Origin of the sequence: Collinsella sp. AM12-1, assembly GCF_003472325.1 — a bacterium.
Lineage (GTDB): Bacteria > Actinomycetota > Coriobacteriia > Coriobacteriales > Coriobacteriaceae > Collinsella.
Genome location: NZ_QRLS01000005.1, coordinates 82,590 through 106,865, shown reverse-complemented (window position 1 = coordinate 106,865; position 24,276 = coordinate 82,590). Strand labels below are relative to the sequence as shown.

The window sequence follows — 24,276 nt, the reverse complement described above, 5'->3', positions numbered from 1 at the left end:
GCGCTCCCCTAGCGGACGCGGCGCGAGGCGCGCGTGAGCAGGTAGTCGATCACAAACAGGATCACGGCGACGATGGCGTAATCCAGGCGGAACACGCCGCCAAAGGGCGACGTGATGACGCCATAGCCGGCGATGGCGCTCGGCAGTGCGCGCGAAAGCTCAACGACAAAGCCTGCGATCTGCAGCTTGGCGGTGAGGCCGCTAAAACACAGCAGCACGGTCATCGCGCTCATAAAGATGCCGCAGATGCGACAGGCGACGGCGATGATGCTCATCGCCACGGCAGCGGCCTTACGAGAGTTCACGCGCGGTCTCCTCTTCGATCTGGGTGGAAAGCTCCAGCCATTCGTCCTCGAGCTTGGGTAGCTCTTGCTTAAGGCCGTTATATTCCCCCAGCGCGGCGTTGAACTTGTCTTGATCGGCATAAAGCTCTTCGCTTGCCATCAATTCCATAAGCTCGTCATAGCGGGCGCGCTTTTTGTCGAGCTCCGTCTCGATCTTCTTGAGCTGGTTACGCACGCCCTTGAGCTTTTTGTTGAGCGCAGCGCGGGCTTGGGCCTCGGCGCGCTTTTGCTCCTTGGTCTTTTTGCCCTCGGCAGGCTTGGGGGCGGCGACGGGGGTGTCGGCCTGGGCGGCGCTGGCCTTGGCGGACTTGGTCGTGGCCGGCGCGCTCTCCGTGGACGCCTCGGCGGCGGCGCGGGCTGCGAGGTCCTCGCGCTTGTAGAGGTAGTAGTCGTAGTCGCCGTCGTAGACCGTGACTTGTCCGTCGCGGATGTCGATGACGCGGTTGGCCACGGCGCGCACCAGGTGTTCGTCGTGGCTGATCAGCACGATGGTGCCGGGGAAGTTTTGCAGGGCGTTCTCGAGCATGTCCACCGAGTCGATGTCTAGGTGGTTGGTGGGCTCGTCCAGGCACAGGAGCGCCTCGGGGGCCACGAGCATCTTGGCCAGGGCCAGACGCGCTTTTTCGCCGCCGGAGAGGACGCGAACCTGCTTCTCGATGGAATCGTTGTCGCTAAACAGGAAGGCGCCCAGTAGGCTGCGCTGCTGCGGCACGGTCCACTTGGGCGTGACGGTGTCGATCTCTTGCAGGACGGTGTTGGACTCGGTCATGCCCTCGAGCGCGTGCTGGGCGTAATAGGCCACGCCCACGTTGGTGCCCAGGTCGCGGGTGCCGGTGGTGGGCGGCTCCAGTCCGGCGATGATCTTCATGAGCGTGGACTTGCCGGCGCCGTTGGGGCCGACGAGTGCCACGTGCTCGCCGCGGTAGAGCTTGAGCTCGATGTCGCTGTAGATGTGCTTGTTGCCGTAGGACTTGGCCACGCCCTCGAGCCCCACGACCATGTCGCCGGAGCGCGGCGGGTCGGGGAACTTAAAGTCGATGTGCTTGTGGCCCTCGGGTAGGATGACAAGCTCCTTTTTGATCTGCTCGATCTTGCGGATGCGCTCCTGAGCCTGGGCAGCCTTGGTGGGCTTGTAGCGGAACTTGTCAACGAAGACCTGCATATGGGCGATGTCGCGCTCCTGGGCGGCGCGCTTGGCGCGCATCTGCTCCAGGTTGTCCTCGCGCTGCTTGAGGTAGCTACTGTAGTTGCCGGTGTAGGTGGTCACGCGGCGGTTTTCGAGAGCGGCGACATGGTCGACGCAGGCGTCCATGAAAGCGCGGTCGTGGCTGACGATGAGCACGGCGCCATCGTAGTTGGCGATAAAGCCGCGCAGCCACTGGACGCTTTCGAGGTCCAAGTGGTTGGTGGGCTCGTCCAGAAGCAGCAGGTCGGGGTGACGCAGGAAGAGCTTGGCCAGCGCGATGCGCATCTGCCAGCCGCCCGAGAACTCGGAGCACGGGCGCTCAAAGTCGGTGACCTTAAAGCCAAGGCCGGACAGGATCTTGCGGGCGTTGCTCTCGAGCTCGTAGCCGCCCAGGTGCTCAAAGCGGTCCTGGACCTGGCCGTACTCGTTAAGGAGCGCGTCAACGTCCTTGCCCTGTTCGGAGAGCTCAGTGATCTGGGCCTGCAGCTCGTTGGCGCGCTCGCCCATGCGGCGGATTTCCTTGGCGGCGGCCATGACCTCAGCGAGGATGGTGGTGTCCTTTTGTTCCAGATTAGTTTCCTGCTCTAGGTAGCCCACCTGGCAGTCCTTTGCGTACTGGACCTGGCCGGAGTCGGGACTGTCGATGCCCATGATGATTTTGAGCATGGTGGTTTTGCCGGCGCCGTTGGGGCCCACGAGCGCGAAGCGCTCGCCGGGGTTGATCTGGAAGGACGCGCCGCTAAAGAGGACGCGTGCGCCGAAGCTTTTTTCGATCTTGTCGACCAGGAGGATCATGGTGCCGCCTTTGACCTTGTGTGCCAATATGAAAAAAGGCCCCAACTTGCGTTGGAGCCTCATTCAATGCTCGGGTGGAGACGAGGGGGATCGAACCCCTGACCTCTTGACTGCCAGTCAAGCGCTCTCCCAGCTGAGCTACGCCCCCGTGCGAAGAAGTACTATACGGGAACTCGGACCACGATGCAAGGACAATTTTGGAAAAACTTTCCGGGGGCGCGGGCGCCGGAGTCCCGCGGGGCCGCGACGGCGGAGACCGGCGCCCGCGGGGCCGATGCGGGCGGGCGGCGCTGCCGCCGCCCGCCTATCAGGCTCCACTCCGGTCGCCCCCGGGATCCCCGCCACGAAACCGGCCCATCTACTACGTTTGGGCGACATCTCCCGACCATGGCGTCTCGGGCAGAAATAAAACCGCAGGTAGACGGCCTGCGGTTTTCGCGAAATACGGGGTATGGTCGAGGGGTCGGGGTTAAACGTAGTAGATGGGCCGGTTTCGTGGCGGCGGCATCGCAGGCAGCCGACCGAGGGCGTCCGGAAGTGAGCAAGCAGGCTATTTGCAAGTGAAAACTAATGCCATGAAAAAGAAAACAGCCCAGACATATTGCCTGACCTGTTGAAAAACCTGGTGGGCCCTCCGGGATTCGAACCCAGAACCCAGGGATTATGAGTCCCCTGCGCTAACCGTTGCGCCAAGAGCCCTTATAAAGTGGCGCTTGCAGTTGGGGTGGCAGAACAGCCTCCAACGCTTTGAACCACGATGTGAAATACTACCATGCGCGCGGCACCCGTTCAACGCACGATCTTGTCGACCAGGAGGATCATGCTGCCGCCTTTGACCTTGTGTGCCTATATGAAAAAAGGCCCCAACTTGCGTTGGAGCCTCATTCAATGCTCGGGTGGAGACGAGGGGGATCGAACCCCTGACCTCTTGACTGCCAGTCAAGCGCTCTCCCAGCTGAGCTACGCCCCCGTGCGAAGAAGTACTATACGGGAACTCGGACCACGATGCAAGGACAATTTTGGAAAATTTCGCAGTCGCGGCGCGTTCCGCCATCCGCCCAACGGCCGTCTTGCCGGCGCCAGGCCCATTACCGGGGCCGACCGCGCCCCCGCCGACCCGGCGATTCCAAAACCATGCCGGTTTACGGGGCCAGGCCGGGAACCCCCGAGCATGCCGTAATCGGTAAAATCAAAATCGCAGGTAGGCGACTTGCGCATTCCGTGAAATGCAGGGTATGGACGGCCGGTCCGGGTCCAGCCCCGTAATCCGGCACAGTTTTGAAATGACATTAATTCACTAACAGGCAAACTAGGTAGTTCTAGCGCCTTGTCGCCGGCTAAATTCCGATTTCCAACCAGTTGCACAAAACATTTGCTCGCAGTCTCGTCTCGGCGCACTTCATTGCCTCAGTTTTGACTTTATAGCGAATCCCTAAACGGTCGCAGACACTTCTGACTATGGTGTCTAGCTGCTTTGAATCGTTGAGCATATCGTGAGTCACCAGGAATACATCGAATCCCATGCTCTGCAACGCAGTCATGCGTTCCGCATCGTGGTCAAGTATTGCACCTGAACCATGAATGACTTCACCTTGGATTTCGATAATTGCCCCTTTCATAAGAATCGGATTTACGATCACGATATCGCCGTAGCAGACCTTTTGACCTGCGATGCTTTGCGCCGATATGGAAAGAGGAGTTAAGTCGTTGGCATAAACGTTCGTGAAGCCAGCGCCGCCAAGACGCCGCGGACGGTTTAGAAGCAAGATTCCTGCAACCTCGAGCGGAGACGCAGCAATGCCGATAACCTGCTGAGCGGCATCATAAAACTGCTTTCCCCACATTTGACTTTTGACCTTGTCGGCGAAACGATGCAGGTCGCTCAGCTCGATGAGCGGCTTTCTCATCCAGAGAGAAGTACCTTTGAGTTTCGTAACCTCTCTTCCATCTTCACGCTTGCTCGTTTGGCTATCATTATCTGGGTCCTTAACGGTTGCGCGGGCATAAACTCGTTTCCAAGGAACCTCGTCTTCGCCTTCTCCAAGTTCGAACAGATCCTGCGTGCTGGAATTGCGATTCTCCTCTACCGCCATTTTTAACTGCATTTCGGCAGCGGGAGCCGGCTCGAAAACAGAAAACCAACCGCAAAGTTCGTACATAGCCAGTACGAGATCTATTTGGGATACAAAGCGTGTCATAGTAAATAACGTGTTAAGCGGATTGGTGACACAAAAGCCTAAATTAGTGTCGATTGTTGTGCCGGCATCCGATGCCCCTTCCCAGCGAATAGTAGAGCGCAATCCCGAGTGGTGATTACAACAACCTGGCGAAGTAACAGCGATAATTGGGGTCTTGAGGACTTCGGTTACAAAAGGGGCTTGGGATAGAGCTCGCCAGCCGTCTTCGGAGTTGGGCAGGCGCGGGTAGAGATTGCGCACCTGCGGTGGGCAGCGCCAATAGCGGAATGCAGTGTTTGCGCAGACGATATCGTCCATTTGCGCCTCCCCTGGTATCGGCCGTAGGCCGTGCGGATTGCGGGCAAGGTCGATTATCTACTGGCGCATCATGCGGGTAAGTACGGGTAGCTGACCAAACACTGACCAAAAGCTTGACGCAATCTATTGAAAATCCGCCATAGACATGAACGTGCTGGTACGAGCTGTGAGCCAGTGGTCTCTGTCTCCACAATTGCGCATAGATTGCGCAGAGAATTCAATGAATGAACGCAGATGCACTTTTCAAAACGTGCGATGACGACAACTAAAGTGAACTGCATAACATACAACGCTTTAGGTAAATTCGGTTCGATTTGGCATCATATGAAAAAAGGCCAGAGGCTTAACACCTCTGACCTACGCTTTTGATGGTGGGCGATACAAGATTCGAACTTGTGACCCCATCCGTGTGAAGGATATGCTCTACCCCTGAGCCAATCGCCCGTCGCCTTTCGGCAAAAGAGATACTAACATAGCCGCGCGTGGTTTACCAAGAACTTTTTGCCCTCGATTTTAAATTCGTGGGTGCTAGCCAAGCCAAAACAATCAAAGCAATCTGAAAAACCGCAGCTAAACCACCCTTTATCGTTTAATCCACGAGGTCTCGGGACGGCAGATAAGTCGCGCGTTGTTGTAGGCCATGTCGAGCGTGAGGCAGGTGCGTGCGGCGTAGAAACCGTCCTCGCGCTGGATGGTCAGCGCCAGCTCGGGCTTGTCGCCGGTTAGGCACAGCGGCAAGAGCAGCTGGATCCGGCCGCCGTAGAACTGCGGCACGGCGAGTGTGTAGTTGGCGGCGGCGCGGCGGGCGGCCTCGACGACGGCACCCTCAAAGGCGCGGCGCAGCAGCAGCGAGTTACCCTCCCCCATCAGGCTGGCAGGAATGCGCGTCAGGTTCTCCTCGTCGCCCAGAATGTGATCGATGTTGGAGCGGATGGGAAGGCGGTGGTCAAAGACCAGCTCGGAAGGGTCCTCGGCAAAGCGTACGCGGCACGGCAGGTACTCAAACGAGACTAGCATGGGGTCGCTTTCCTTAAAGGAGCCCTTCAAAAACCAGTGCTGGTGCGCGTCGGGCTTGGTGTTGGGCTCAAACAGGCCGTAGGTGGTTTCGTAGCGGCGCGTGTGCAGGCCGGTGTTGAATAGGCAGCGGACGTCGTCGAACACCAGCGGCAAGTTGGACGGGGCGGTCTGGTCCACGTCGCGCTCGGTCAGGAACACCGCGCGGCTAAACGAAAACGACAGGTAGTTTTTGAGGATGCGGTTGCCGGGGCCCCAGTCCTCGGGGTCGGCGAGGTCGACCAGGCGGTCGTAGCAGGGCTCGGGGCAAAACGCGAAGTCGTACACATTGCTGCACAGGGTGCTGGGGATCTCCGTGTGGTGTCCAATCCATTTCATAACTGGAGTGCGGATCCTTAGATTCTATACGCGCGACAGGTCGCCGGCTCGCCACAAAGCAATTGCGACCTTGCTTTTTGACGAGCTTGTCGCGGGAGTGGCTTTCGAAAACGAGGTCGCGGATCCAAGCGAAGTGCGGAGTAAAACCAAGGCCCGTCGACCAGACCCCGGTTTTACGCTTTTGCGACATGCGTTTTTTAAATAGAGGATGTGTTGGGGCTGCTATGGCTGCCATGTAATTTAAAAACAAAAGACCGCTCAACAGATAGGGGTGCCCCGGCATTGGCCGGGGCACCCCGTCTCGGAAGCCATATTGCTTACCTTTAGATCACTTGACTATTTACGAAAAGCAAGGAAAACCGCCGCTGCGATGCATATGATGCCTATCACGAGCGGAAGCCACGCCTTATCTTCTTTATCCTTAACAAGAAAAGCCTCAATTGCGGACGCAAGGACCAGGAATCCGCCGATAATCAGCAGATCAAGCGCAACGAAACGGACGGTCGTTATATCGGAAGAAACCCCTCCGGCATTAACGTTCACAAGCGTGAAGATCGCGGCAAAAATGGCGAAGAGAGCCAGAACGTTGCCATAGATACGAGACTCGATGTTGGCGACTTCGTTCTTTTTATCCTCGACCTTTTTGAGCTCTCCGGCATAGACGTCGGAATAGTCGGCAAGCCCATTAAAATTGAGCTCATCGGAAAAGGCTCCATGGTAAGGATGAGCAACCGTGCCTTCGACGCGCTGGAATGCGACTTGCGCGATACCCTTAGATTTATCAAGGGCAATCGTGTTGCCGCTTACGTTTGTAACACGGTAGAACAGCCGTGTTCCATGACCGGGGAAATATAGCGGCGCATCCAAAGAAAGCCCCTGGCGAATGCGCGAATTGCGTAAAAGAACGCTAGCGGTCAAATCGTTGGGCAGCGCGATACATTCAACGCAAGAGACAAAAGTCGAGTCTCCAGGGCCAAGTTCGACCTCGGATTGCTTGCTTTCGTTAACGTAGAACCCGTCAGTGCGCAAGTCATACGTAACCTGTCCGATGTTCGAAGCATCGGCATTGAGCAGCACCTTGCTGTCGATGAGCTCCTGAATCTTAGTATCGCTCAAGTACATATGAATCACTTCCTTAGGACAACGAGTATAGCACTGAGGTATTGCGCTGGCGGCTGTCCCCAAAGGGGACATAGGGGAAGAAGTTTGAACACATATTTAAGGCTCGGACACGTGGTTGCGATTCCTATTCCTCGTCCGGAAGTAGAAACCTGGTATACATCTGAAAGACGGCAAGAAGAAATAGGTCTTCCATGGTCTCGATTCTCTCGCCATCGAAACCGCCGGGGCACCCGTAGTCCTTATCGTTGGCCTCGTCACCAGAGCCGTAGGTCGCCGCGTAGAATGCAACGGTTAACGCGAATCGGCAGGCCTCAATCTCGGAGCTCGATTCGAATTGATATTCATTTTTCAGATAGGAAATGGGGGCGAAGGAAGCGACCCTGGATTCGAAGGCCTCGGAAAGGACCTTACGGATAAGGTAATCGTACCCCGGGGAACAGCTATCAGGGGGCAGAAAGGAAGAGTCCAGGCACTCAGAAAGAAGGTCAACCCGAGGTTCTGGCAGCCTCTCCCCCGCATACCTTTCGAGGCTGCGAAGCACGTATTTCCCATCATCATAAAGAACGGGTTCGTCTTCTGGGAAGCGGTCACGGAGGGCGGCTTCGACTGCGGTGATGCAACGGACGAACAGGTCATCCTCTCCCCTGACCCGCAAGTCAAGATTGCAGTATTTAAGAATTAGATTCTGTACCTCCGGCACGAGACAACAAAAGTTCCGGTACATCTCACGTGAATAATAAAAAAGGTCATTGTGCATGGCGGCGACAGCGCAAAGCGGAATTAATCCTCTGTCTGAGTAATACTTCGAGATAAACTCGATTGCCTGCGCCTTATTCCCTTCGGCGTGTCTGCGTTCGTCTCTTTCGTCCTGGCGACGCTCGAATTCCTCCATGCGCTTGCTCTGGCAACACTGTTTCTTGCCAATGATGGCTGTCACAATTAAAGAGATAAACGCGCATATTAATTCAGCCAATTCGTTCCACTTCACAAGAAACCCCCACAATACTTAATGGTGTTGCAATTCTATATACCAAGCAATTCTACGCATGGGACGTAGGCCTCGACCGCAACAGCCGGATATACGCAAAAGAGGGGTTAGACCATACTGCTTGCACTATAAATGAATTCAGCGGATCTAAATCCGCCTTGCGCTCGACCCTGATTGTTGCATTGCGGTGCTCTGTGTACTGCCGATATTGCGCTTGGGCACCGGAGCCGACATAAGTCCCGGTGCCCTTTTTGCTGTTTGTGATCTGCACCACCTTATTGTTGAATTCTTTTCTCCCGTATATCAACCCGGGTCTCGTTGCCGCGATTCAGCCCATGGACGCGTCCGTATGGCCTCTGCCTTCGATAATTGGGCGCCTATAAGCAAACAAGCAAATAGCAATGCCTTGTGGATGTCCCTTTCTTCCAAATGGCAGCTATCTCAACAACGACATGCGGCAGCTAGAAGCATTGTACCAAGCAGGAAAAGCGTCACGGAAGCTGCGACCCAGTTGTTGTCGCCGGTCTTGGGGAGTAACGCAGTTGTCGCGGTGGCGGTTGCGGTCTTGGGCTTATAGGACGTGGACACCGTGGTCTTGGTTACTGTCGTTGCTGTCTTGGTTGTCGTGGCCGCGGGTTTCATCGTGGGATTTGCCGTGGGTCCTGTGGTGGGCCCTCCGGCAGCGGGGTTAGCATCGGTGGGAGACCTGTCCACGCTGCCACCTGGCACGTCGCGCCCGTCGGTCTCCCCCGCGGGAGGCGTGGCGACATCGGGCACAACCACCACATGCGGTGCCATCGCACCGGAGGCATCCAACACGCCGCCAGCACCAAAAGCCCCACCAACAGGCGTCACAAACCGCGCGGACACAAGCGACCCGCCCGTGCATGCAACGCCGCCGTCGGTACCGGCCGCATCGAGCCGCGAGGCGTCGACGGAAAGCCGGCAGCCAACCGCACCGTCGCCAAGGCCCGCATCTTGCAGATACACGCCGTAGGCGCGCACGCCCGCTCCGGACCCGGCGCCCGCGGCAACGACGCGTCCGCCGCCGCGCACGGCCATGTCGCCTGCGATCACGCCGGCGACCGCCTCGTCCGTTATATCGGCCCCGCCTGCCCGGGCGTCGACGGTGCAACCGTCCACCACGAGCGCCTGCGAGACGTGGATCCCGCACTGCGAGCCCGTCGCCGTCAGGGTCCCGGTGCCGCGAAGCGTCAGGTTGCCCCACACCTCCATGCCGCACAGCGTGATGTCCGCATCCGGCGTATGCGACTCCGTCACGGAGTTTTGCCCGGCAAGCGCCAGCACCAGGTTGCCGTCGGCGCCGATGGCCTCGCCCGCGTAGCCGTTAAGCTCCAGGTTGTCGGCATCGGTCCAGGCCCAGCCGAGGCCCGACACGCCCGGCTCGTAGTACGTCGCGCCCGCGATGATGAGGCTCTCCGCGCCCGCGGCATAAGAAGGCCCGCCCAGCAAAACGCATAGGCAGGCCATGGCAACAATCGCAATGTAATGACGGCTGATGTAGGACTCGGCAGCAAACATACCCGCCCCGATCTTCGCAGGAGCCAATAGAATGTGCACCAGAAAATGCCCTGGTAGCAGCAGTTATTAGTTTAGCGAGATCAAGGCACAAACAAAGAAAATGTCCCTGAGCAGCGCCAATAATTAGGTGTAAATCGTTTTGTCAGTCGGTGAATGGAGGAGACTCTTACGTAATCGATCGGCAGCCGACTCTCAAGTCAACAAATAAGGATAATTGGAATATCCAATGTGCAATTGAAGCTATCTTCCCGATGTTCCCATGAGGCAGGGCCCTGAACCCGTGCTCCTGATCGTCCTCGTCCGGAAGCGAGCAAGCTCTGTCTTTCTGTAGTACTCCGCAATGTTACATACCTGCGGGCCTACCCCCTCCTCTACTGACATTTCACAGGGCGTCGCGATTATATCTTACCGTGGGCCATCTAAGTTCTCGTTCGTCACAATTGCACACCTGACGTTATCGCGTAGATACCGCAAACGTCAGGTGGCAGCAGGGACGTGGTGGTCAATATTCGGTGAGCGGAAATGGTCAAAAATTATTTTTAGCAGTGGTTAAAATCGCCCGGTGCTAACAGCTAGTTTCCCTGCTCAACCGAAAAATTATTCCACAATGCTATTTATTAAGGAAACTCTTGAGAGTCTTAACGGAGCTGCGGTTAGCAAAATAGAAGACAATTGCGCAGCAGAGGGATAGTGCGCAAATCGAAGGAAGCGAGTTGAGACCAGCCGCAAGAAGCGAAACCACAACGACAATCACTCCGTAAGCCAAAATCCTCTTCCAGTCAACAGTCATCGTGCAGTATCTATGGGTTTGCTTCAAGCGAGCAACGAGAATGGCTGCATTTCCAAGGAAGTTGCCAAGTGCCGCCCCCATAAGACCTATCAAGGGAACAAGCGCAAGGGATGCAACGATATTCACGGCGGCGCCGATGACCGTAGTACTGGCAGCGCCCTTGGTGTCCTTGGCACACATATATAGTACTCCCACAAACGCAGAAAGCGCATTGAGGGCGGCGCCTAGGTATAAAAGTGCTACGTAGTTAAAGCATGAAAAGTAAGAAGGATCCATGGCAAACTGGACAAAGAGCTTGGTCACAGGCACGCCGGGGATGAGCAAAGTAGCAAGCAAAATGGCGTATTGGTTGAATACCTTCGAGAAATACTCGTCCTTCCCCTTCTTCTTGAAGAGCATAACTGCTTGCTCCTGCCAAGCGGGGGTGAAAATGTTGGAAATCATCGAGAGCGCGGAGGGAAACTTCATCGCCACGGAGAAGATGCCATTTGCGGAATAGCCCATGAAGCCGACAATTATCAGTCTCCCGAGCATAGTCATCGCCCACCAACTCAGCTGATTGGGCAACAAATAAAGCGAGTAGCGCAGCATCTCCAACGCCACTTCCCCATTAATGCCGGATGCCGCAAACGATCTGAGTTCTCTCTGCGGAACAACCAGAAATAGCGATGCTACGACTGTGGCGGACAGCATCGCGTAAAGAAGTCCGTGATATCCCACATTCAGGACGGCGACCAGGAGAAAACAGCCAAGACAGTACGCGATTGAGTAAACGATGCCAGAAATCGCGAACAACTTATTGTTATGAAGGCCACGCGTGCCGTACTGAAAACTCTGATAAAGACAGCTCAATACGACAAGGACATACATCAGACCCGCATCGGCAAAGTCGACAATAAGCCAGCAGATCCAGAATATCGCCGTGAACACCGCTGTAAGCCCAGCAAAGAGACCCAACCAAGTCGAGTAGACGCTTTTTTTATCGGCCTTAGCATCAATAACCCAACGGAACAGCGACTCTGGAATAGCAAGAACTGCAATGGGTTGCAGGAGGGCAATTATGGTATAGACCATGTCATAGATGCCCATGTCGTCCGTTGCGATATAATGAGTACAAAGCGGGATTATCAGAAGCGTGAGAATCTTAGAGCCGAATGTGCCAATAGCAAAGATGCCCGTATTCTTAATGAGAGCCATAGCATGCGATTGCTCGGAACCCTCAGTATCCTGTTTCTTCTTTTTTATTTGACTCAAGTTTCCTTTACACCAACCCAAATATTGCAGCAAGATACTTAAGGGAACCAGAAACCCCGAATTCGCTTAAAGTGTCTCGAAACGGCAATGACGAACCGGAGACTCGATCGAGGCGCCCTTGCACCGTCGGGGATGCGGAGAGGTGCGGCCCATGCGAAAGATAGGCCGAGAGTTCCCGGGGAAGCGCCTCTCGAACGTCGGTAAGGTCGCCAGTCGTTAGCCCCGTGAACTCAAGCACCTTTGAGTTGTCGAGAATGCGATCGACCATACGGTCGTAGCGAACCTGGGGAATGTAGCCATATTCCTTCAAAGCGGGACCGCAATGGTACTCATAGTCATGAAGTGTCACATCGCGCGTCTCGACCGGCAAGACGGAGCGATACAAGTTGAGCACTTCGCCCCAAGTCTGGTGCTGCGAGGTCGCCACATTGAAGTCCTCACCGGCGGCAGCGGAGTTCCCGACCAACAGTGCAATCATCCGCGCGACATCACATGCCCATGTGAGAGTGCATTGTTTCCCCATCATATCGTGAACGACGGGGACCGGAAGCCCCTTTAAAGCGCGCCAAAGCCAGAGACTGCTTTCGTATGTACATAGCTGAAATCTGCCCACACCATCACCCGAGAAGGTAATGGCGGGGCGCACGATGGTCCAGTTCTCCATCGAGCCGAATCGAAGGATGTCCTCCTCATGAGCTTTAATGATTGCGTACTCTCCGCCAGCGCGATATCTCTCATCAGGACACGACTCAAGGAGACGCGGGCTTCGCTCGTCAATAATCGGCGAATCGGCAAAGACACGGTAGGACGAGAGGAATACGTAGCGGCCAGCCGAAGCAAGCATGAGCTCGGACACTGAACGGAATACCTCGGGGTCCCATGTCATAAAGTCTACTAGGACATCGTATCCATCCTTTAACACATCAGCGAGAAATACTGGATCCTTCGCATTGCCCCGGAGATAGGTGACCGAACCCTGCGATCTACGGGCGCTTCGAGAGGTAACGAAGACGTCCCACCCACGAGAGGAAAGTTCCCCCTGGAGATAGTTCCCTATCGCACCCGTGCCCCCCAGAAGTAGCGCTTTCATCGAACAAGCCCCTTCAGCATGCGTACGCCTTTTTCACCAATGACAGACTTGATGGCAGCCTTGGCGTTTCCCGTCGTAGTCTCCTCGATACTGTAGAGGATCTTAAGTGCATCGGTGTCGTCCTCGGGTCGCACAAACGCTTCAATCAGAACGGGGCGGTCGCGCGGTTCTGGTGAAACGAGCAAGTCAACAGCGACTAGATACTCATCTTTTGTCTCAACGCCCCGATATTCGAACCCAAGGTCCTCGGCAAAGTGCTTAATAAGTTTGCGCGACTGGTGCCCGTAATGGCCCCGAGCGCTTACATAGAGGTCTGCCTCATCGCCGAGGGGGTAAGCGCGATTGATATGATTCTTGAACTCGACACCGCAGCCGTTGTTAACAATGAGGATGCGTAGGTTGTTGCCAACATGACGGTTACCGAGTGCATTCATATCATAGAAAAATGCAAGGTCACCGAACACGCCGAAGCAGGGGGCATCTGTAGCCAGCGATGCTCCGAGCAGGCTTGATACGCCACCGTCGATGCCAAATCCTCCCGTGTTGCAGTACCCACGGACCCGATTGCCCTCGAAGAGGCTCCATGTACGCAACGAGTTGTAAATTCCCATGTGGATAATTGAGCCCTCAGGGAAGAGGGGCAGAGTCTGTTGAGCCATCCAAGCGTTTGAGAAAGGCAATTCAGGAATCTTGGTCATAATGGCGGTAGCCTCGCGCGCGCACTCCTCTCGGTACGCCGGCGAAGTAGTCGAGTCAACCATACTCGCATATGTTTCAAAGAAGCGCTCCTCAGACATGTCGAAGACGTTCTTCAAGCAACCGAAAGTGTCGCGCACCTCTCCATCCGGATTGACGCGCCAGGACGCCTTAAGACGTCTTGGCGCGGCTCCCCCCGAAGTGTTCCCGATGTGGATGAGGACGTCGATTGTCTCTGACGAGGCAACGGCATTGCCTTGCGAGAAAAGCAGCGAGGGGTTCACGCGGTAACGGCCCCAATAGTTACTCGTCTGATCGCAGAGAACGCACGCGCCGTAGGTCTCGCAGAATGAATCAACGGCAACGGTAAGTCTATCGCTCCAGCGGCTGTGCGCACCGACATAGACGGCAACCCTGGAGCCGGAAGGGATCTGAGGAAGTTCATCTTCTGATGTATAACGCATGATGCTACGGCTCTTGGGGAGCTCTGAGGCATCGTATACCTTGGTATAGGTTGTGGTGAGGTTGATGTGGACGGGGGCTCCGCCATCGCGCCGAAGCTCAAGCAGCGCTCGATTGATGGCAACGTTGGCGTAAGTGGCATCCTCAGCGCTCTGAATGATAGGCACTTGCACGCTCAACTTCACGGTGTCGATAGGTTGGACGGTTCGATCGATGGCCTGTTGAATGTTTTGGCCAATGCGGACCGCATGCTGCGTCGAAGTAACTGCAAGCACGGGAAGTTTCCGATAATAGGCCTCAGTGAGACCCGGAAAGTAATTCCTGGACGCTGTGGCCTGCGTGCAGCTGAGAGCCACCGGCTCGCCAGACTCTTCTGCAAGACCGCAGGCGATATAGGCCGCGGAGCGTTCATCAACGGAGGAGAACACCTGGAAATACGGGTCGCGCTGAAGACTGACCACGAACGATATGTTTGTGGTCCCCGGAGAGGCAACGATTTTCCTCACTCCATGCTGCTTCATAAGACTCATGAGCATGAGAACGTTCTTCTCTTCTGTGTACTTAGCAGGCATTTACGCTACCTTTCTTTGTTAATGGTTCACGATTACGCGCACCGTTAGTGCTCAGAGAGTACCGGCTTGAGAGCCCCTCGCAGATACTCCAGAGAACTCTGGCGAAGTGAGGAAATCCTGGTTTCGGCACGAGCAAAGTTGACTTGGGCGACAGAGCAGGATGCGTCCTTAGCATCCCATCGGATTAATCTATCCTCAAGGCCTGTAAGGCTCAAAAAGCTTTCAATTCTTACGTTTTGTGAGGCGGTGGTGCCAGGTTTAAAGCGTTCAAAGACAGAGAAGTCTCGTTCTAGTAGGGTCGAGAAGACAAGACCGTGGAACGAGTCAGTGCACACATGGGATGCATTGTCTATGAGCCAGAGGAACTCTAGCGGCCCCACGCCAGAAGGAACCATACCCCCACGCTTAATATCTCCGTTAAACACAGGGATGATAACGAGTTCGAGGCCCTTTTTCTTGGCAATGGAACGGGCAAGCTTCCAGTTCCCCTCGGAGCGACCCAAGAAGTAGCAGAGACAGTAGCGCTCGGAGACTAGCGGAGTGTCATGCCGACTGATAGAACGCCACTCATCAGCACCGAGCAGTACCACTGGATCGCAGACAACCTTACACTCCCTGCCGCTAAGGTCCCTCACCATTCGCGCTCCCGCAGTCTCACGAGCGCTCAAAGCGTTGAAGCCAGAGACAAGTGGGGCGATAGCCGCAGCAATGGTATCCGGGAGCGAGTCACAACCGAAGCTTGGAGCATAGGCGATACGGGGTTTATCGTCAGCGACGAAATCGAGATAGTAACGAGGGTCGAAGCAACGTGGGGACCACACTTGATCGCTGCCACAGACAAACGCATCAAAAAAGGAATTCAGAGCTTCAAAATCATCTGGCGAAGCTACCGGCTCGGTTTCTTTAATGAAGGTGGAAGTAAACCCCTTGAACGCGGCACTCTTCTCGGCTGAGGTGAACGGCGCAACCCCCATTGCACGCTGCTGGAACATGCGAGCGGCCTTGAAGGGCTTACTCTTACGCAGCCCGGATTGATTTCGCTGCTGCCAAGGCGCGGGGTCGTAATTCACGAGGCGAGCGTCCGCCCCAATGTCATTCAATGTTCTTTGCAAGGCATATGCCTGAAGAACCGTCCCATAGTTTTGAGACTGGTACCAAGTCATTTGAGAAATTAGAGGTTTGTGAATATCAGGAATCACGGAGTACTCTCCTTTCGATAGGCACCATTCCTCGAGAGAGGAGAATTAGAGGGGCGCAGACAGCAGCATTTACGGCATGCCACTCGGTGAAAGCAAAGATGAAAATGGCAATAAGAGCGGCTGCAAAGATGGGATCGATTCCTTCCTTCAATTTGAAAGCACGCCATGCGAGCACTAGAAGCCAGGCGAAACCTGCGACCCCCATATTGAACAGAAACGATGCGTACATCCCATCAACAGTGTGGATATCGTGAAATGATCCCCTGATGAGAAGAACGCCTTCAAAGGCATGGTGTCCGAAAACAGTGAGACCAGCATAATTCCATTGTGCCCACCAAAGAGCAGGCCTACCAGTAAGAAAATCACTCGCAGCCTGGCTGAAGTTGGGTCCCATGAACCAGATGGCGGAAATCCACAACGTAAAAAGAAAGAGAACCAAAGGAACGGCAACGATAACCCTTGGCACCCATTTTACAAAGCCGCTGCCCGCACGATTTGACCAGGCCGTTAGTACAACCACCAATGCATAGAAGAGAAGGAGAGATGCTGCCGAAGTCCGCGAACCCGCTACAGCAACAATCACACTCGTAGAAATCGCGCCGACGATTCCCCTCAGCGCAATGTGTACATCCGTTCGACAGAACATGGCCATAGCCCAAGCGAAGAATACGGCTGCGCAGTAATTCGGATGGATAAAAAACAACGCACTACGATTCGAAGACAGGCCTCCAATATCGGACCATTGCAATCCAATCGTCACGCCCATCAGCCGAGCGATGACATAGGTCCAGATCATAAGGACTATGATTGCCGTTACGGCGCGGCTCCAGCATTTAAGGATAGATTGCGGATCAATTTCATATGCGGCGGTAAGAAGAAGCGAAGTAGTCAACAAAACAGACTCGCCAGATAGAACATAGGACACAGTTCCGAGACATATACCTATAATTCCCAAACCGCTCGAGTGGCCCTCCAGGAAAAGGACAGCCACCCTGAACGCCAGAAAAGCGCATCCAAATAGCAATAAGACCTTAGCAAACGCACCTTCTACAGCAACGAAAACAGTAGCTTGGAGAAAGAATTTGGCAAATAAGACCCAAAAACCCATCCAGAAGAAGACCGAGCTCCTTGACGAAAGTGATAGGTTTACAGGCTGATCAGCGGTAGCGCTATTCGTCATTCGAAAGAACCTCCCAATAGCGCTCCGCCACGGCATCCCAAGTATTCGCTGTGGCAACAGCGTGAGAGCGACTTGCCACCTCGCGATAGAGGGCGTTATCAGAACACAGGCGAACAAGGGATGTGGCAGCCTCATCTGCCCAATCCGCTTCGTCGATATCGCAACGAATAGAGTTGGATCCGTCAAAGAGCGCAGAGGCGCCGCACTTCTCGGAAATAATAGGTATGCAGCAAGATGCGGCGCCCTCCAAAACGGATACATTGAAGGTGTCGAACCTGCTGAGCCCGGCATAGAAGTCAGCCTTACGATAGAGCCTCATTAACTCTTCCTTGTCAGATATTTCTCCGCGGTAATCAAGCTCAACACCACCCTCCCTAGCCATCTTTTCGCAGAGGGCACGATTGGAGCCGACGGCCCGGGAATCCCGACCGCATACTATGAGCCTAGGTTGGGCATCCGTTAGGGCAGCATACTTCGACAGCGCAAGGAGTGCGAGATCGCAGCCCTTGCGCTCCTCGAATCCTCCCGTCGTTATCACGACGGGAGGATTCGAGGAGCGCTTCTCAGCCAACAATGAGTCGACTTCAACCCCTACAGGGAGGTCGACACCGTTCCCGATCACCGTAACGTTTTCGTTACGGCCATACAACTTCTTAAGAACTTCAGCCTCAAACCTAGAAACACAGATGAGATTCGGGAACTCTCTAATTAGCTTAGGTTCGAGCTTAAGATCACGAGACAGCACCGGCCGGTATTTGCGTTCTTCGGCTGCAATGCCATGAACTACGAGGTAGTAGTTATTGCCGTGATCAATCTTCGATAGCATGCAGAGCGCCATGGGTACTCTGAATCCATTTTGGTGCACGCATATGGAGTAACCCTTGTAAGTAAATGGAATCTTCACAATGAGCTTTAGCACATCGGCAAAGGAATAAACCTCAGCAAGCTTGCAAGCATGATTCTGGGCAAGACGGGAGTGGACTGCCGCGGCTACGCCCAAAGGCCCCCTGTTTCCGTCGAGACGTGAAATCAGCAGCACCTTCTCATTAGGAAAGTCCATAAACGATATCCTCTTTGGCCTCGTGCTTTTCAAGGAACTCATCTACAGTTCCAACAACGCGAGCCGGGTTGCCGCATACGACCGATCCAACCGGAAAGCGGCCTTTGACAACCGACCCCCCCCCGATGATGCAGTCATCACCGATAACAGTGCCAGGCAGAATCATTGTGTTTGCGCCGATAAAACAGTTCCTGCCAATAGTCACAGACTTGAGAAGCTTACCATGCGTCCCACGGCGAGCATACAACGCCTTGTCGATGCTGTAGTCGTGGACTAAGATGGACGTTCCATAGCTGATGGTGACTCCATCGCCCAAAGTGATGAGATTGTAGCCCGCCGCATCGAAGCGGCATTCAGGGCTTATCCAAGGATCACCGTACTCGGAGAACTTATCCGAGATGTTGACCCCTAGCCACGCCAAGTAGCGAGGGTATAGCTTTTTATAAGTTTTGTTCGATAACTTATTTATTGCAAGGAGAACGCCCTTTAAAGGTATTTTCGCTACGCGTTTATATCCCTGAGCAGCAGGAACGACTTTGTCGACCCTCATTATTAAAAGCCTTTCTCTATCATGGATAGTGCTTGATCAAAGCCGGCAACGAAACTTGAATCAGCACGATGAAGCGTCTCCCTGCACCCACCTGTGTCGTAAGTTATAACAGGAGTGCCACAGGCCTCGGCTTCAAGGTTGACCGTCGGATAGTTGTCCTCTACGGTAGGATTGAAATAGACGTCCGCCGTTGTATAGATGCCGGCGAGCTCCTGGGGAGAGTTGGTACGTTTGAGGCCAACAACGCCCCGGGGAAGCGCCTTTAGCTGCCGATCCGAAAGGCCGACGAGCGCTACGACAAACTTGTCAGAGTCAAGTTCCTCGGCTAAGCGGACGAAATCAGGAAGTCCCTTGCGCTTGGTCCAAGGGCTCGCAACGCCTAGCACCATAAACCGGTCGCCAATACCGTATCTCTCGCGGAAGTCGCTTGGGGTGGGCTTGAAAACGTCGGTGTCGATGACGTTATGACGGACCTCCACCGGATAATCTTTGAGAAAGCTCTCCCCGACCAAATCCGCGAGCCACTGTGAAGGTGTTATTAGCGTCATCCGCTCAGGCGGTACGCTCGTGAAGATGCGTTTCTTATCTTCATAGTTTCTCGCGCAGTTGGTTTTTGAAATCGTTATGGGATAGGTGTCCAGCTGCGGGCAGCATTTCGAGTACGCGCAATGAGACTGCCATTGTGCACACTTCACATATGTGAAGTACGCACAATGGCCCGTAAAGGCCCAGCAATCGTGCAACGTCCATTTAACCTGGCAACGATGTGAGGCGAGCCAAGAGAACAGCATCTCTATGTTCACGTAATAGCCGTGTATGTTATGCAGGTGCACCACATCGGGATCGATCTCGTCCAGGCGCTTGAGCAGTTTTGCGGTATCTCGCTTAGAGTAGAAGCCCATGCGGTCATGCAAACGTGTCATGGCGCCGTGGGAGAGGTAGCCGGCCTTCGAAGCGCAGCACTGCTCATGGTCGCTTATCGTGTTGTGGCGACGGCCCCAGAAGATGTAAGAGTCAACCCCGCGCTCAGTCAGCTCATGGTGAAGGTTGCGCATTATGGTACCGGTGGAACCGTTGTAAAAGCTGTTGAGCTGGACGTAGCGCAGCGGGCGTCCCAGACATTCACCCAGAGCGAGTGCTTCGTCGACGAGCGCGTCGGTCGTGAGCCCTTGGGTCTGCGACACTAGCATTTCCTCCACACCATCTTGTCTACGACGCCTGTGTAGCTCTGGATGATTTTCACGACCTTGGTGGACACGGTCTCGTCGGCGTAGTCGGGCACGGGGGCCTCGGGGAGCGACCCCTCGGCGTCGAGCTCGACGGCGGTGTGGACCGCCTGGAGCAGGCCGCGCTCGCTGATGCCGGCAAGCGTGAAGCACGCCTTGTCCAGCGCCTCGGGGCGCTCGGTCGAGGTACGGATGCACACCGCCGGGAACGGGCGGCCGATACTGGCGAAGAAGCTCGACTCCTCGGGCAGGGTGCCGGAGTCGGAGACAACCGCGAAGGCGTTCATCTGCAGGCAGTTGTAGTCGTGGAAACCCATGGGCTCGTGCATGCGCACGCGCGGGTCGAGCTTGAAGCCAGTGGCCTCCAGGCGCTTACGGGAGCGCGGGTGGCAGGAGTACAGGATCGGCATGTCGTATTTCTCGGCCAGCGCGTTGATCGCGGTGAACAGGCTCGTGAAGTTCGCCTCGGTGTCGATGTTCTCCTCGCGGTGGGCCGAGAGCAGCATATAGCGCTTGGGCTCAAGGCGGAGCTCGGAGAGGATATCGGATGCCTCGATCTTGTCCAGGTTGGCGCGCAGGACCTCCGCCATGGGCGAGCCTGTGACGTAGGTGCGCTCCGGGGCGCAGCCGGTGTCCTTGAGGTAGCGACGGGCGTGCTCGGAGTAGGCAAGGTTGACGTCGGAGATCACGTCGACGATGCGGCGGTTGGTCTCCTCGGGCAGGCACTCGTCCTTGCAGCGGTTGCCCGCCTCCATGTGGAAGATGGGGATGTGGAGCCTCTTGGCCGCGATAGCGGACAGGCAGCTGTTGGTGTCGCCCAGGATCAGCAGCGCATCGGGCTGGACCTGCACCATCAGCTTATAGCTCGCGGCGATGATATTGCCCACCGTCTCGCCCAGGTCGGCGCCCACAGCGTCCAGGTAGACGTCGGGGTCGTCCAGCGACAGGTCGCGGAAGAAGATGCCGTTGAGCGTGTAGTCGTAGTTCTGCCCGGTGTGAGCCAGCAGGCAGTCGAAGTGGCGGCGGCACTTCTTGATGACCTCGGACAGGCGGATGACCTCGGGGCGGGTGCCCACGATGATCAGCAGCTTCAGGCGGCCGTCGTCCCCGAAGCGGATATCGGAATAGTCCTTGCCCATGCGGCTAGACCTCCTCGTAGTAGGTGTCGGGGTCCTCGGGGTCGAAGGGCTCGTTGGCCCACATGACCGTCACGAGGTCCTCGGTGTCGGACATGTTGGTGATGGAGTGCGTGTAGCCGGGGATCATCTCGACCACGCGCATGTCGGGACCAGAGACGACATACTCGTCGACGGGGAAGGGCTTGCCCTCGGCGTCCTCCCCCACCCTCCTCAGCCTGATCGACGCGGTACCGGAGACCACCAGGAACCTCTCCCATTTGCTCATGTGCCAGTGGTTGCCCTTGGTGATGCCGGGCTTCGAGACGTTGATGGAGACCTGGCCGCGCTCCGGCGTGCGCAGGAACTCGGTGAACGAGCCGCGCTCGTCGGTGTTGGGCTTCAGGGAGTAGGCGAAGTGCCCCGGCTCGTAGTGGGACAGGAACGTGCTCCAGAGCTTCTTGGAGAAGGATCCCTCGGAAAGGTCCGGCACCGAAAGCGTCTCGCGGCTGTCGCGGAAGCTGCCCAGCAGGTAGACAATCTCGCCCAGGGTTTTCACGTCGGTCCCGGGGACGTAGCAGAAATCATCTCCGTCGACGCGCTCGAGCCCCTCGTATCCGCAGCGGTGCTCCTCCCCCAGCAGGGCGCCCAGCATCTCGTCGACGAGGTCGTCGATGTAGAGGAGCTCCAGCTCCACCGAGGGGTCGTTCACGGTGTAGGGGCGGCCGTTGGCGATGGCGTCGCAGAAGGTGGCCACGGCGGAGTTGTAACGCGGGCGGCACCACTTGCCGTAGAGGTTGGGAAAGCGGTAGATGAGCACCGGGGCGCCCGTGCGCTCGGAATAATCGCGGAACAGGCCCTCCCCCGCCAGTTTCGACTCGCCGTAGACCGAGCCCTCAAAACGGCCGGAAAGGCTCGCCTGCGCGGAGCTGGAGAGCATGACGGGGCACGTGTTCCCGTGGCGCTCGAGGGCATCAAGCAGCGTGGAGGCGAACCCGAAGTTGCCCTCCATGAACTCCGCCTGGTCCTCGGGGCGGTTGACGCCGGCCAGGTTGAAGACGAAGTCGGCGCGGGAGCAGTAGCCGTCCAGCTCCTCGGTCGTCGAGTCGACGTCATACTCCATGACCTCGAGCGGCAGCAGGGCTCGGTATTTGGCGCGGCGGTCCTTGCCGTCGCGGATGTTTTTCAGCGCGCAGCAGAGGTTCTTCCCGACGAAGCCCCTGGCGCCGGTGACGAGGACGCGCACCCTACTGCACCGCCTCGTGCTCGCGGCCCTCGAGCGCCAGCTGCACGTACTCGGCGGTCTTGATCTTGGCGATGGTGCCCTCAACGTCGAGCCTCTCGGTGTTGTGGGAGGTGTAGGACTCGTCGGCCTGGGTCTCCACCTCACCGTCCACGACGAACTTGTCGTAGTTCAGGTCGCGCGAGTCGCATGCCACGCGGTAGTAGCCACCCATGTCCTCGGCGCGCAGGCGCTCCTCGCGGGTCATGAGGGTCTCGAAGAGCTTCTCGCCGTGGCGGGTGCCGATCACCTGGGTGCCCACGCGGCCGAAGACCTCCTGGACCGCCTCGGCGAGGTCGCCGATGGTGGAGGCAGGCGCCTTCTGGATGAACAGGTCGCCGGGGTTGGCGTGCTCGAAGGCGAACTGCACCAGGTCGACCGCCTCGTCCAGGTTCATGAGGAAGCGGGTCATGTTGGGGTCGGTGACCGTGAGCGGCTCCCCTTTTCGGATGCGGTCGATGAACAGCGGGATGACGCTGCCGCGCGAGCACATGACGTTGCCGTAGCGGGTGCAGCAGATGGTGGTGCGGCCGGCGCCGTTTCGGGCGTTGGCGTAGATGATGGACTCCATCATGGCCTTGGACTTGCCCATGGCGTTGATGGGGTATGCCGCCTTGTCGGTGGACAGGCACACGACGCGGTCGACGCCCTCGTCGATCGCGGCGTGCAGCACGTTGTCCGTGCCGATGACGTTGGTGCGCACGGCCTCCATGGGGAAGAACTCGCAGGAGGGCACCTGCTTCAAGGCGGCGGCGTGGAAGATGTAGTCCACGCCGTGCATGGCGTCGCGCACCGACTGGGCGTTACGGACGTCGCCGATGAAGAAGCGCACCTTGGAGGCGAGCTCGGGCGACTTCTCCTGCAGGCGGTGGCGCATGTCGTCCTGCTTCTTCTCGTCGCGAGAGAAGATGCGGATCTCGGCCAGGTCGGTGTCCATGAAGTGCTTGAGGACGGTGTTGCCGAACGAGCCGGTGCCGCCCGTGATCATCAGGGTCTTGTCTTTGAATGCGGTGGTGGATTTCATCTACTTGCCTTCCTTGCGCTTGGCGCCCGTGAACTGGTAAAAGAGGAATTTGGTATTAGTAACTAGATATCGTTTGAAAAGTCGTTTCGGCTCTTGGATAAGTCTGTATAGCCACTCAAGGCTCAGGTTTTGCATCCAGATCGGTGCCTCCGGTACCACTCCGGCGAGAACGTTGAACGCGCCACCAACGCCGATCATCAGCGGCTGCGGCCCCCCTTTGAGTTCGTGCATAAGAAGCTCCTGACGAGGCGCACCAAGCGCGATCCATGCGAAATCGGCCCCTGAGTCGGCAATACGTTGGGATAAATCGCATTTTTCGCCATATGTCAGTGGACGGAAAACGGAGGGTTCCATGCCTGCGATTTCCAAGCTCGGATATTCCTTTTGAAGCGCATCTCTGAGCGCCTCGAGGTTCTTCGTCTCATTTCCGTAGAAGTAATGGCTCCATCCGTGCAGGCTGGAGATCTCAAAAATCTCTCGCATCAAGTCTGGACCAGTAACGCGGTCCATTGATGCAACAGCCTTTCTACCAACAATCGACAGGGGTTTTCCATCAGGAACAGACATGACGGATTCAGCTTGGCAAGCCCAATAGGAAGGATCATCGTGGGCCATTACAGACGTATGTGCATTAGAAACGCAGATGTATTCGCCACGGAGCTCATCGATATGCTCAGTAAGAAAATGAATGCAGTGAGGCATATTCGTGCCGGTAATCGGGACATCAATTACCGGCACGCGATTGAGCTCGGAATACTTTGAATAATTATCGAGCATTAGCACGCACCCTTACCGGTGATGACCTCGATTACCGTAAGGACGACAATCTTGAGGTCCGTGATGATCCCGCGCTTAGCGATGTATTCAAGGTCGCGCTGGACCATGCCGTCAAAATCGGTCGAATTGCGGTCC

General features: G+C 56.3%; 19 protein-coding genes and 4 tRNA genes. All 23 read right to left on the bottom strand.

Translation table 11 applies throughout. The features are described from left to right. Window positions 1-8 precede the first annotated feature (8 nt). Window positions 9-305 (bottom strand): hypothetical protein, encoded by a 297-nt coding sequence (locus DW136_RS04000; RefSeq protein ID WP_233508968.1) that lies wholly within the window; start codon window positions 303-305, stop codon window positions 9-11. Further along, window positions 292-2,325 (bottom strand): ABC-F family ATP-binding cassette domain-containing protein, encoded by a 2,034-nt coding sequence (locus DW136_RS03995; RefSeq protein WP_118256827.1) that lies wholly within the window; start codon window positions 2,323-2,325, stop codon window positions 292-294. The genes DW136_RS04000 and DW136_RS03995 overlap by 14 nt, the downstream gene beginning before the upstream one ends. Window positions 2,326-2,400: 75 nt before the next feature. Next, window positions 2,401-2,473, bottom strand: a tRNA-Ala gene (locus DW136_RS03990). Window positions 2,474-2,948: 475 nt separating this feature from the next. Beyond that, a tRNA-Ile gene (locus tag DW136_RS03985) sits at window positions 2,949-3,024 on the bottom strand. A gap of 198 nt (window positions 3,025-3,222) precedes the next feature. Further along, window positions 3,223-3,295 (bottom strand) — tRNA-Ala (locus DW136_RS03980). A 367-nt stretch (window positions 3,296-3,662) separates the two neighbouring features. After that, the gene (locus tag DW136_RS03975; protein WP_147330249.1) at window positions 3,663-4,820 is read right to left on the bottom strand and encodes a hypothetical protein; all 1,158 of its coding nucleotides are present in this window, start codon (window positions 4,818-4,820) and stop codon (window positions 3,663-3,665) included. A 369-nt stretch (window positions 4,821-5,189) separates the two neighbouring features. Further along, window positions 5,190-5,264, bottom strand: a tRNA-Val gene (locus DW136_RS03970). A gap of 138 nt (window positions 5,265-5,402) precedes the next feature. Continuing rightward, a complete protein-coding gene (locus DW136_RS03965) occupies window positions 5,403-6,212 on the bottom strand; it encodes a DUF3825 domain-containing protein (RefSeq protein ID WP_117583156.1) in 810 nt (269 codons plus the stop codon). 336 nt (window positions 6,213-6,548) lie between these two features. Further along, window positions 6,549-7,334, bottom strand: coding sequence for a hypothetical protein (locus DW136_RS03960; protein ID WP_117583155.1), 786 nt, complete (start codon window positions 7,332-7,334; stop codon window positions 6,549-6,551). A gap of 124 nt (window positions 7,335-7,458) precedes the next feature. Beyond that, window positions 7,459-8,322 carry a hypothetical protein gene (locus DW136_RS03955; RefSeq protein ID WP_117583154.1) on the bottom strand — a complete coding sequence of 288 codons (864 nt, stop codon included), beginning with the start codon at window positions 8,320-8,322 and terminating at the stop codon, window positions 7,459-7,461. A gap of 441 nt (window positions 8,323-8,763) precedes the next feature. After that, a complete protein-coding gene (locus DW136_RS03950; protein ID WP_118289130.1) occupies window positions 8,764-9,864 on the bottom strand; it encodes a hypothetical protein in 1,101 nt (366 codons plus the stop codon). 610 nt (window positions 9,865-10,474) lie between these two features. After that, on the bottom strand, window positions 10,475-11,851 hold the full coding sequence (locus tag DW136_RS03945) for a lipopolysaccharide biosynthesis protein (RefSeq protein ID WP_147335434.1): 1,377 nt from the start codon (window positions 11,849-11,851) through the stop codon (window positions 10,475-10,477). A 64-nt stretch (window positions 11,852-11,915) separates the two neighbouring features. Next, on the bottom strand, window positions 11,916-12,998 hold the full coding sequence (locus DW136_RS03940; RefSeq protein WP_117839782.1) for an NAD-dependent epimerase/dehydratase family protein: 1,083 nt from the start codon (window positions 12,996-12,998) through the stop codon (window positions 11,916-11,918). Next, window positions 12,995-14,728, bottom strand: a complete 1,734-nt coding sequence (locus tag DW136_RS03935) for a thiamine pyrophosphate-binding protein (RefSeq protein WP_117839781.1) — start codon at window positions 14,726-14,728, stop codon at window positions 12,995-12,997. Before DW136_RS03935 ends, DW136_RS03940 begins: the two co-directional genes overlap by 4 nt. Window positions 14,729-14,772: 44 nt before the next feature. Beyond that, window positions 14,773-15,927 carry a polysaccharide pyruvyl transferase family protein gene (locus DW136_RS03930; protein ID WP_117839780.1) on the bottom strand — a complete coding sequence of 385 codons (1,155 nt, stop codon included), beginning with the start codon at window positions 15,925-15,927 and terminating at the stop codon, window positions 14,773-14,775. Further along, window positions 15,917-17,107 carry a hypothetical protein gene (locus DW136_RS03925; protein ID WP_147334503.1) on the bottom strand — a complete coding sequence of 397 codons (1,191 nt, stop codon included), beginning with the start codon at window positions 17,105-17,107 and terminating at the stop codon, window positions 15,917-15,919. The genes DW136_RS03930 and DW136_RS03925 overlap by 11 nt, the downstream gene beginning before the upstream one ends. Beyond that, window positions 17,097-18,167 carry a glycosyltransferase family 4 protein gene (locus DW136_RS03920; protein WP_158558601.1) on the bottom strand — a complete coding sequence of 357 codons (1,071 nt, stop codon included), beginning with the start codon at window positions 18,165-18,167 and terminating at the stop codon, window positions 17,097-17,099. Before DW136_RS03920 ends, DW136_RS03925 begins: the two co-directional genes overlap by 11 nt. Beyond that, window positions 18,154-18,717, bottom strand: a complete 564-nt coding sequence (locus DW136_RS03915) for a DapH/DapD/GlmU-related protein (protein WP_117839777.1) — start codon at window positions 18,715-18,717, stop codon at window positions 18,154-18,156. Before DW136_RS03915 ends, DW136_RS03920 begins: the two co-directional genes overlap by 14 nt. 2 nt (window positions 18,718-18,719) lie before the next feature. Continuing rightward, entirely contained in the window at window positions 18,720-19,901 is a 1,182-nt protein-coding gene (locus tag DW136_RS03910) for a glycosyltransferase (protein ID WP_199580157.1), read from the bottom strand. Continuing rightward, window positions 19,901-21,082: a non-hydrolyzing UDP-N-acetylglucosamine 2-epimerase gene (wecB, locus tag DW136_RS03905; protein ID WP_117839775.1), complete on the bottom strand. Its 1,182-nt coding sequence runs from the start codon at window positions 21,080-21,082 to the stop codon at window positions 19,901-19,903. The genes DW136_RS03910 and wecB overlap by 1 nt, the downstream gene beginning before the upstream one ends. Window positions 21,083-21,086: 4 nt before the next feature. Next, window positions 21,087-22,304: an NAD-dependent epimerase/dehydratase family protein gene (locus tag DW136_RS03900; RefSeq protein ID WP_117837165.1), complete on the bottom strand. Its 1,218-nt coding sequence runs from the start codon at window positions 22,302-22,304 to the stop codon at window positions 21,087-21,089. 1 nt (window position 22,305) lies between these two features. Further along, window positions 22,306-23,364, bottom strand: a complete 1,059-nt coding sequence (locus DW136_RS03895) for a polysaccharide biosynthesis protein (protein WP_089571660.1) — start codon at window positions 23,362-23,364, stop codon at window positions 22,306-22,308. After that, window positions 23,365-24,141, bottom strand: coding sequence for a WecB/TagA/CpsF family glycosyltransferase (locus DW136_RS03890; protein ID WP_197032793.1), 777 nt, complete (start codon window positions 24,139-24,141; stop codon window positions 23,365-23,367). It abuts the gene before it with no gap. Window positions 24,142-24,276: the final 135 nt, after the last annotated feature.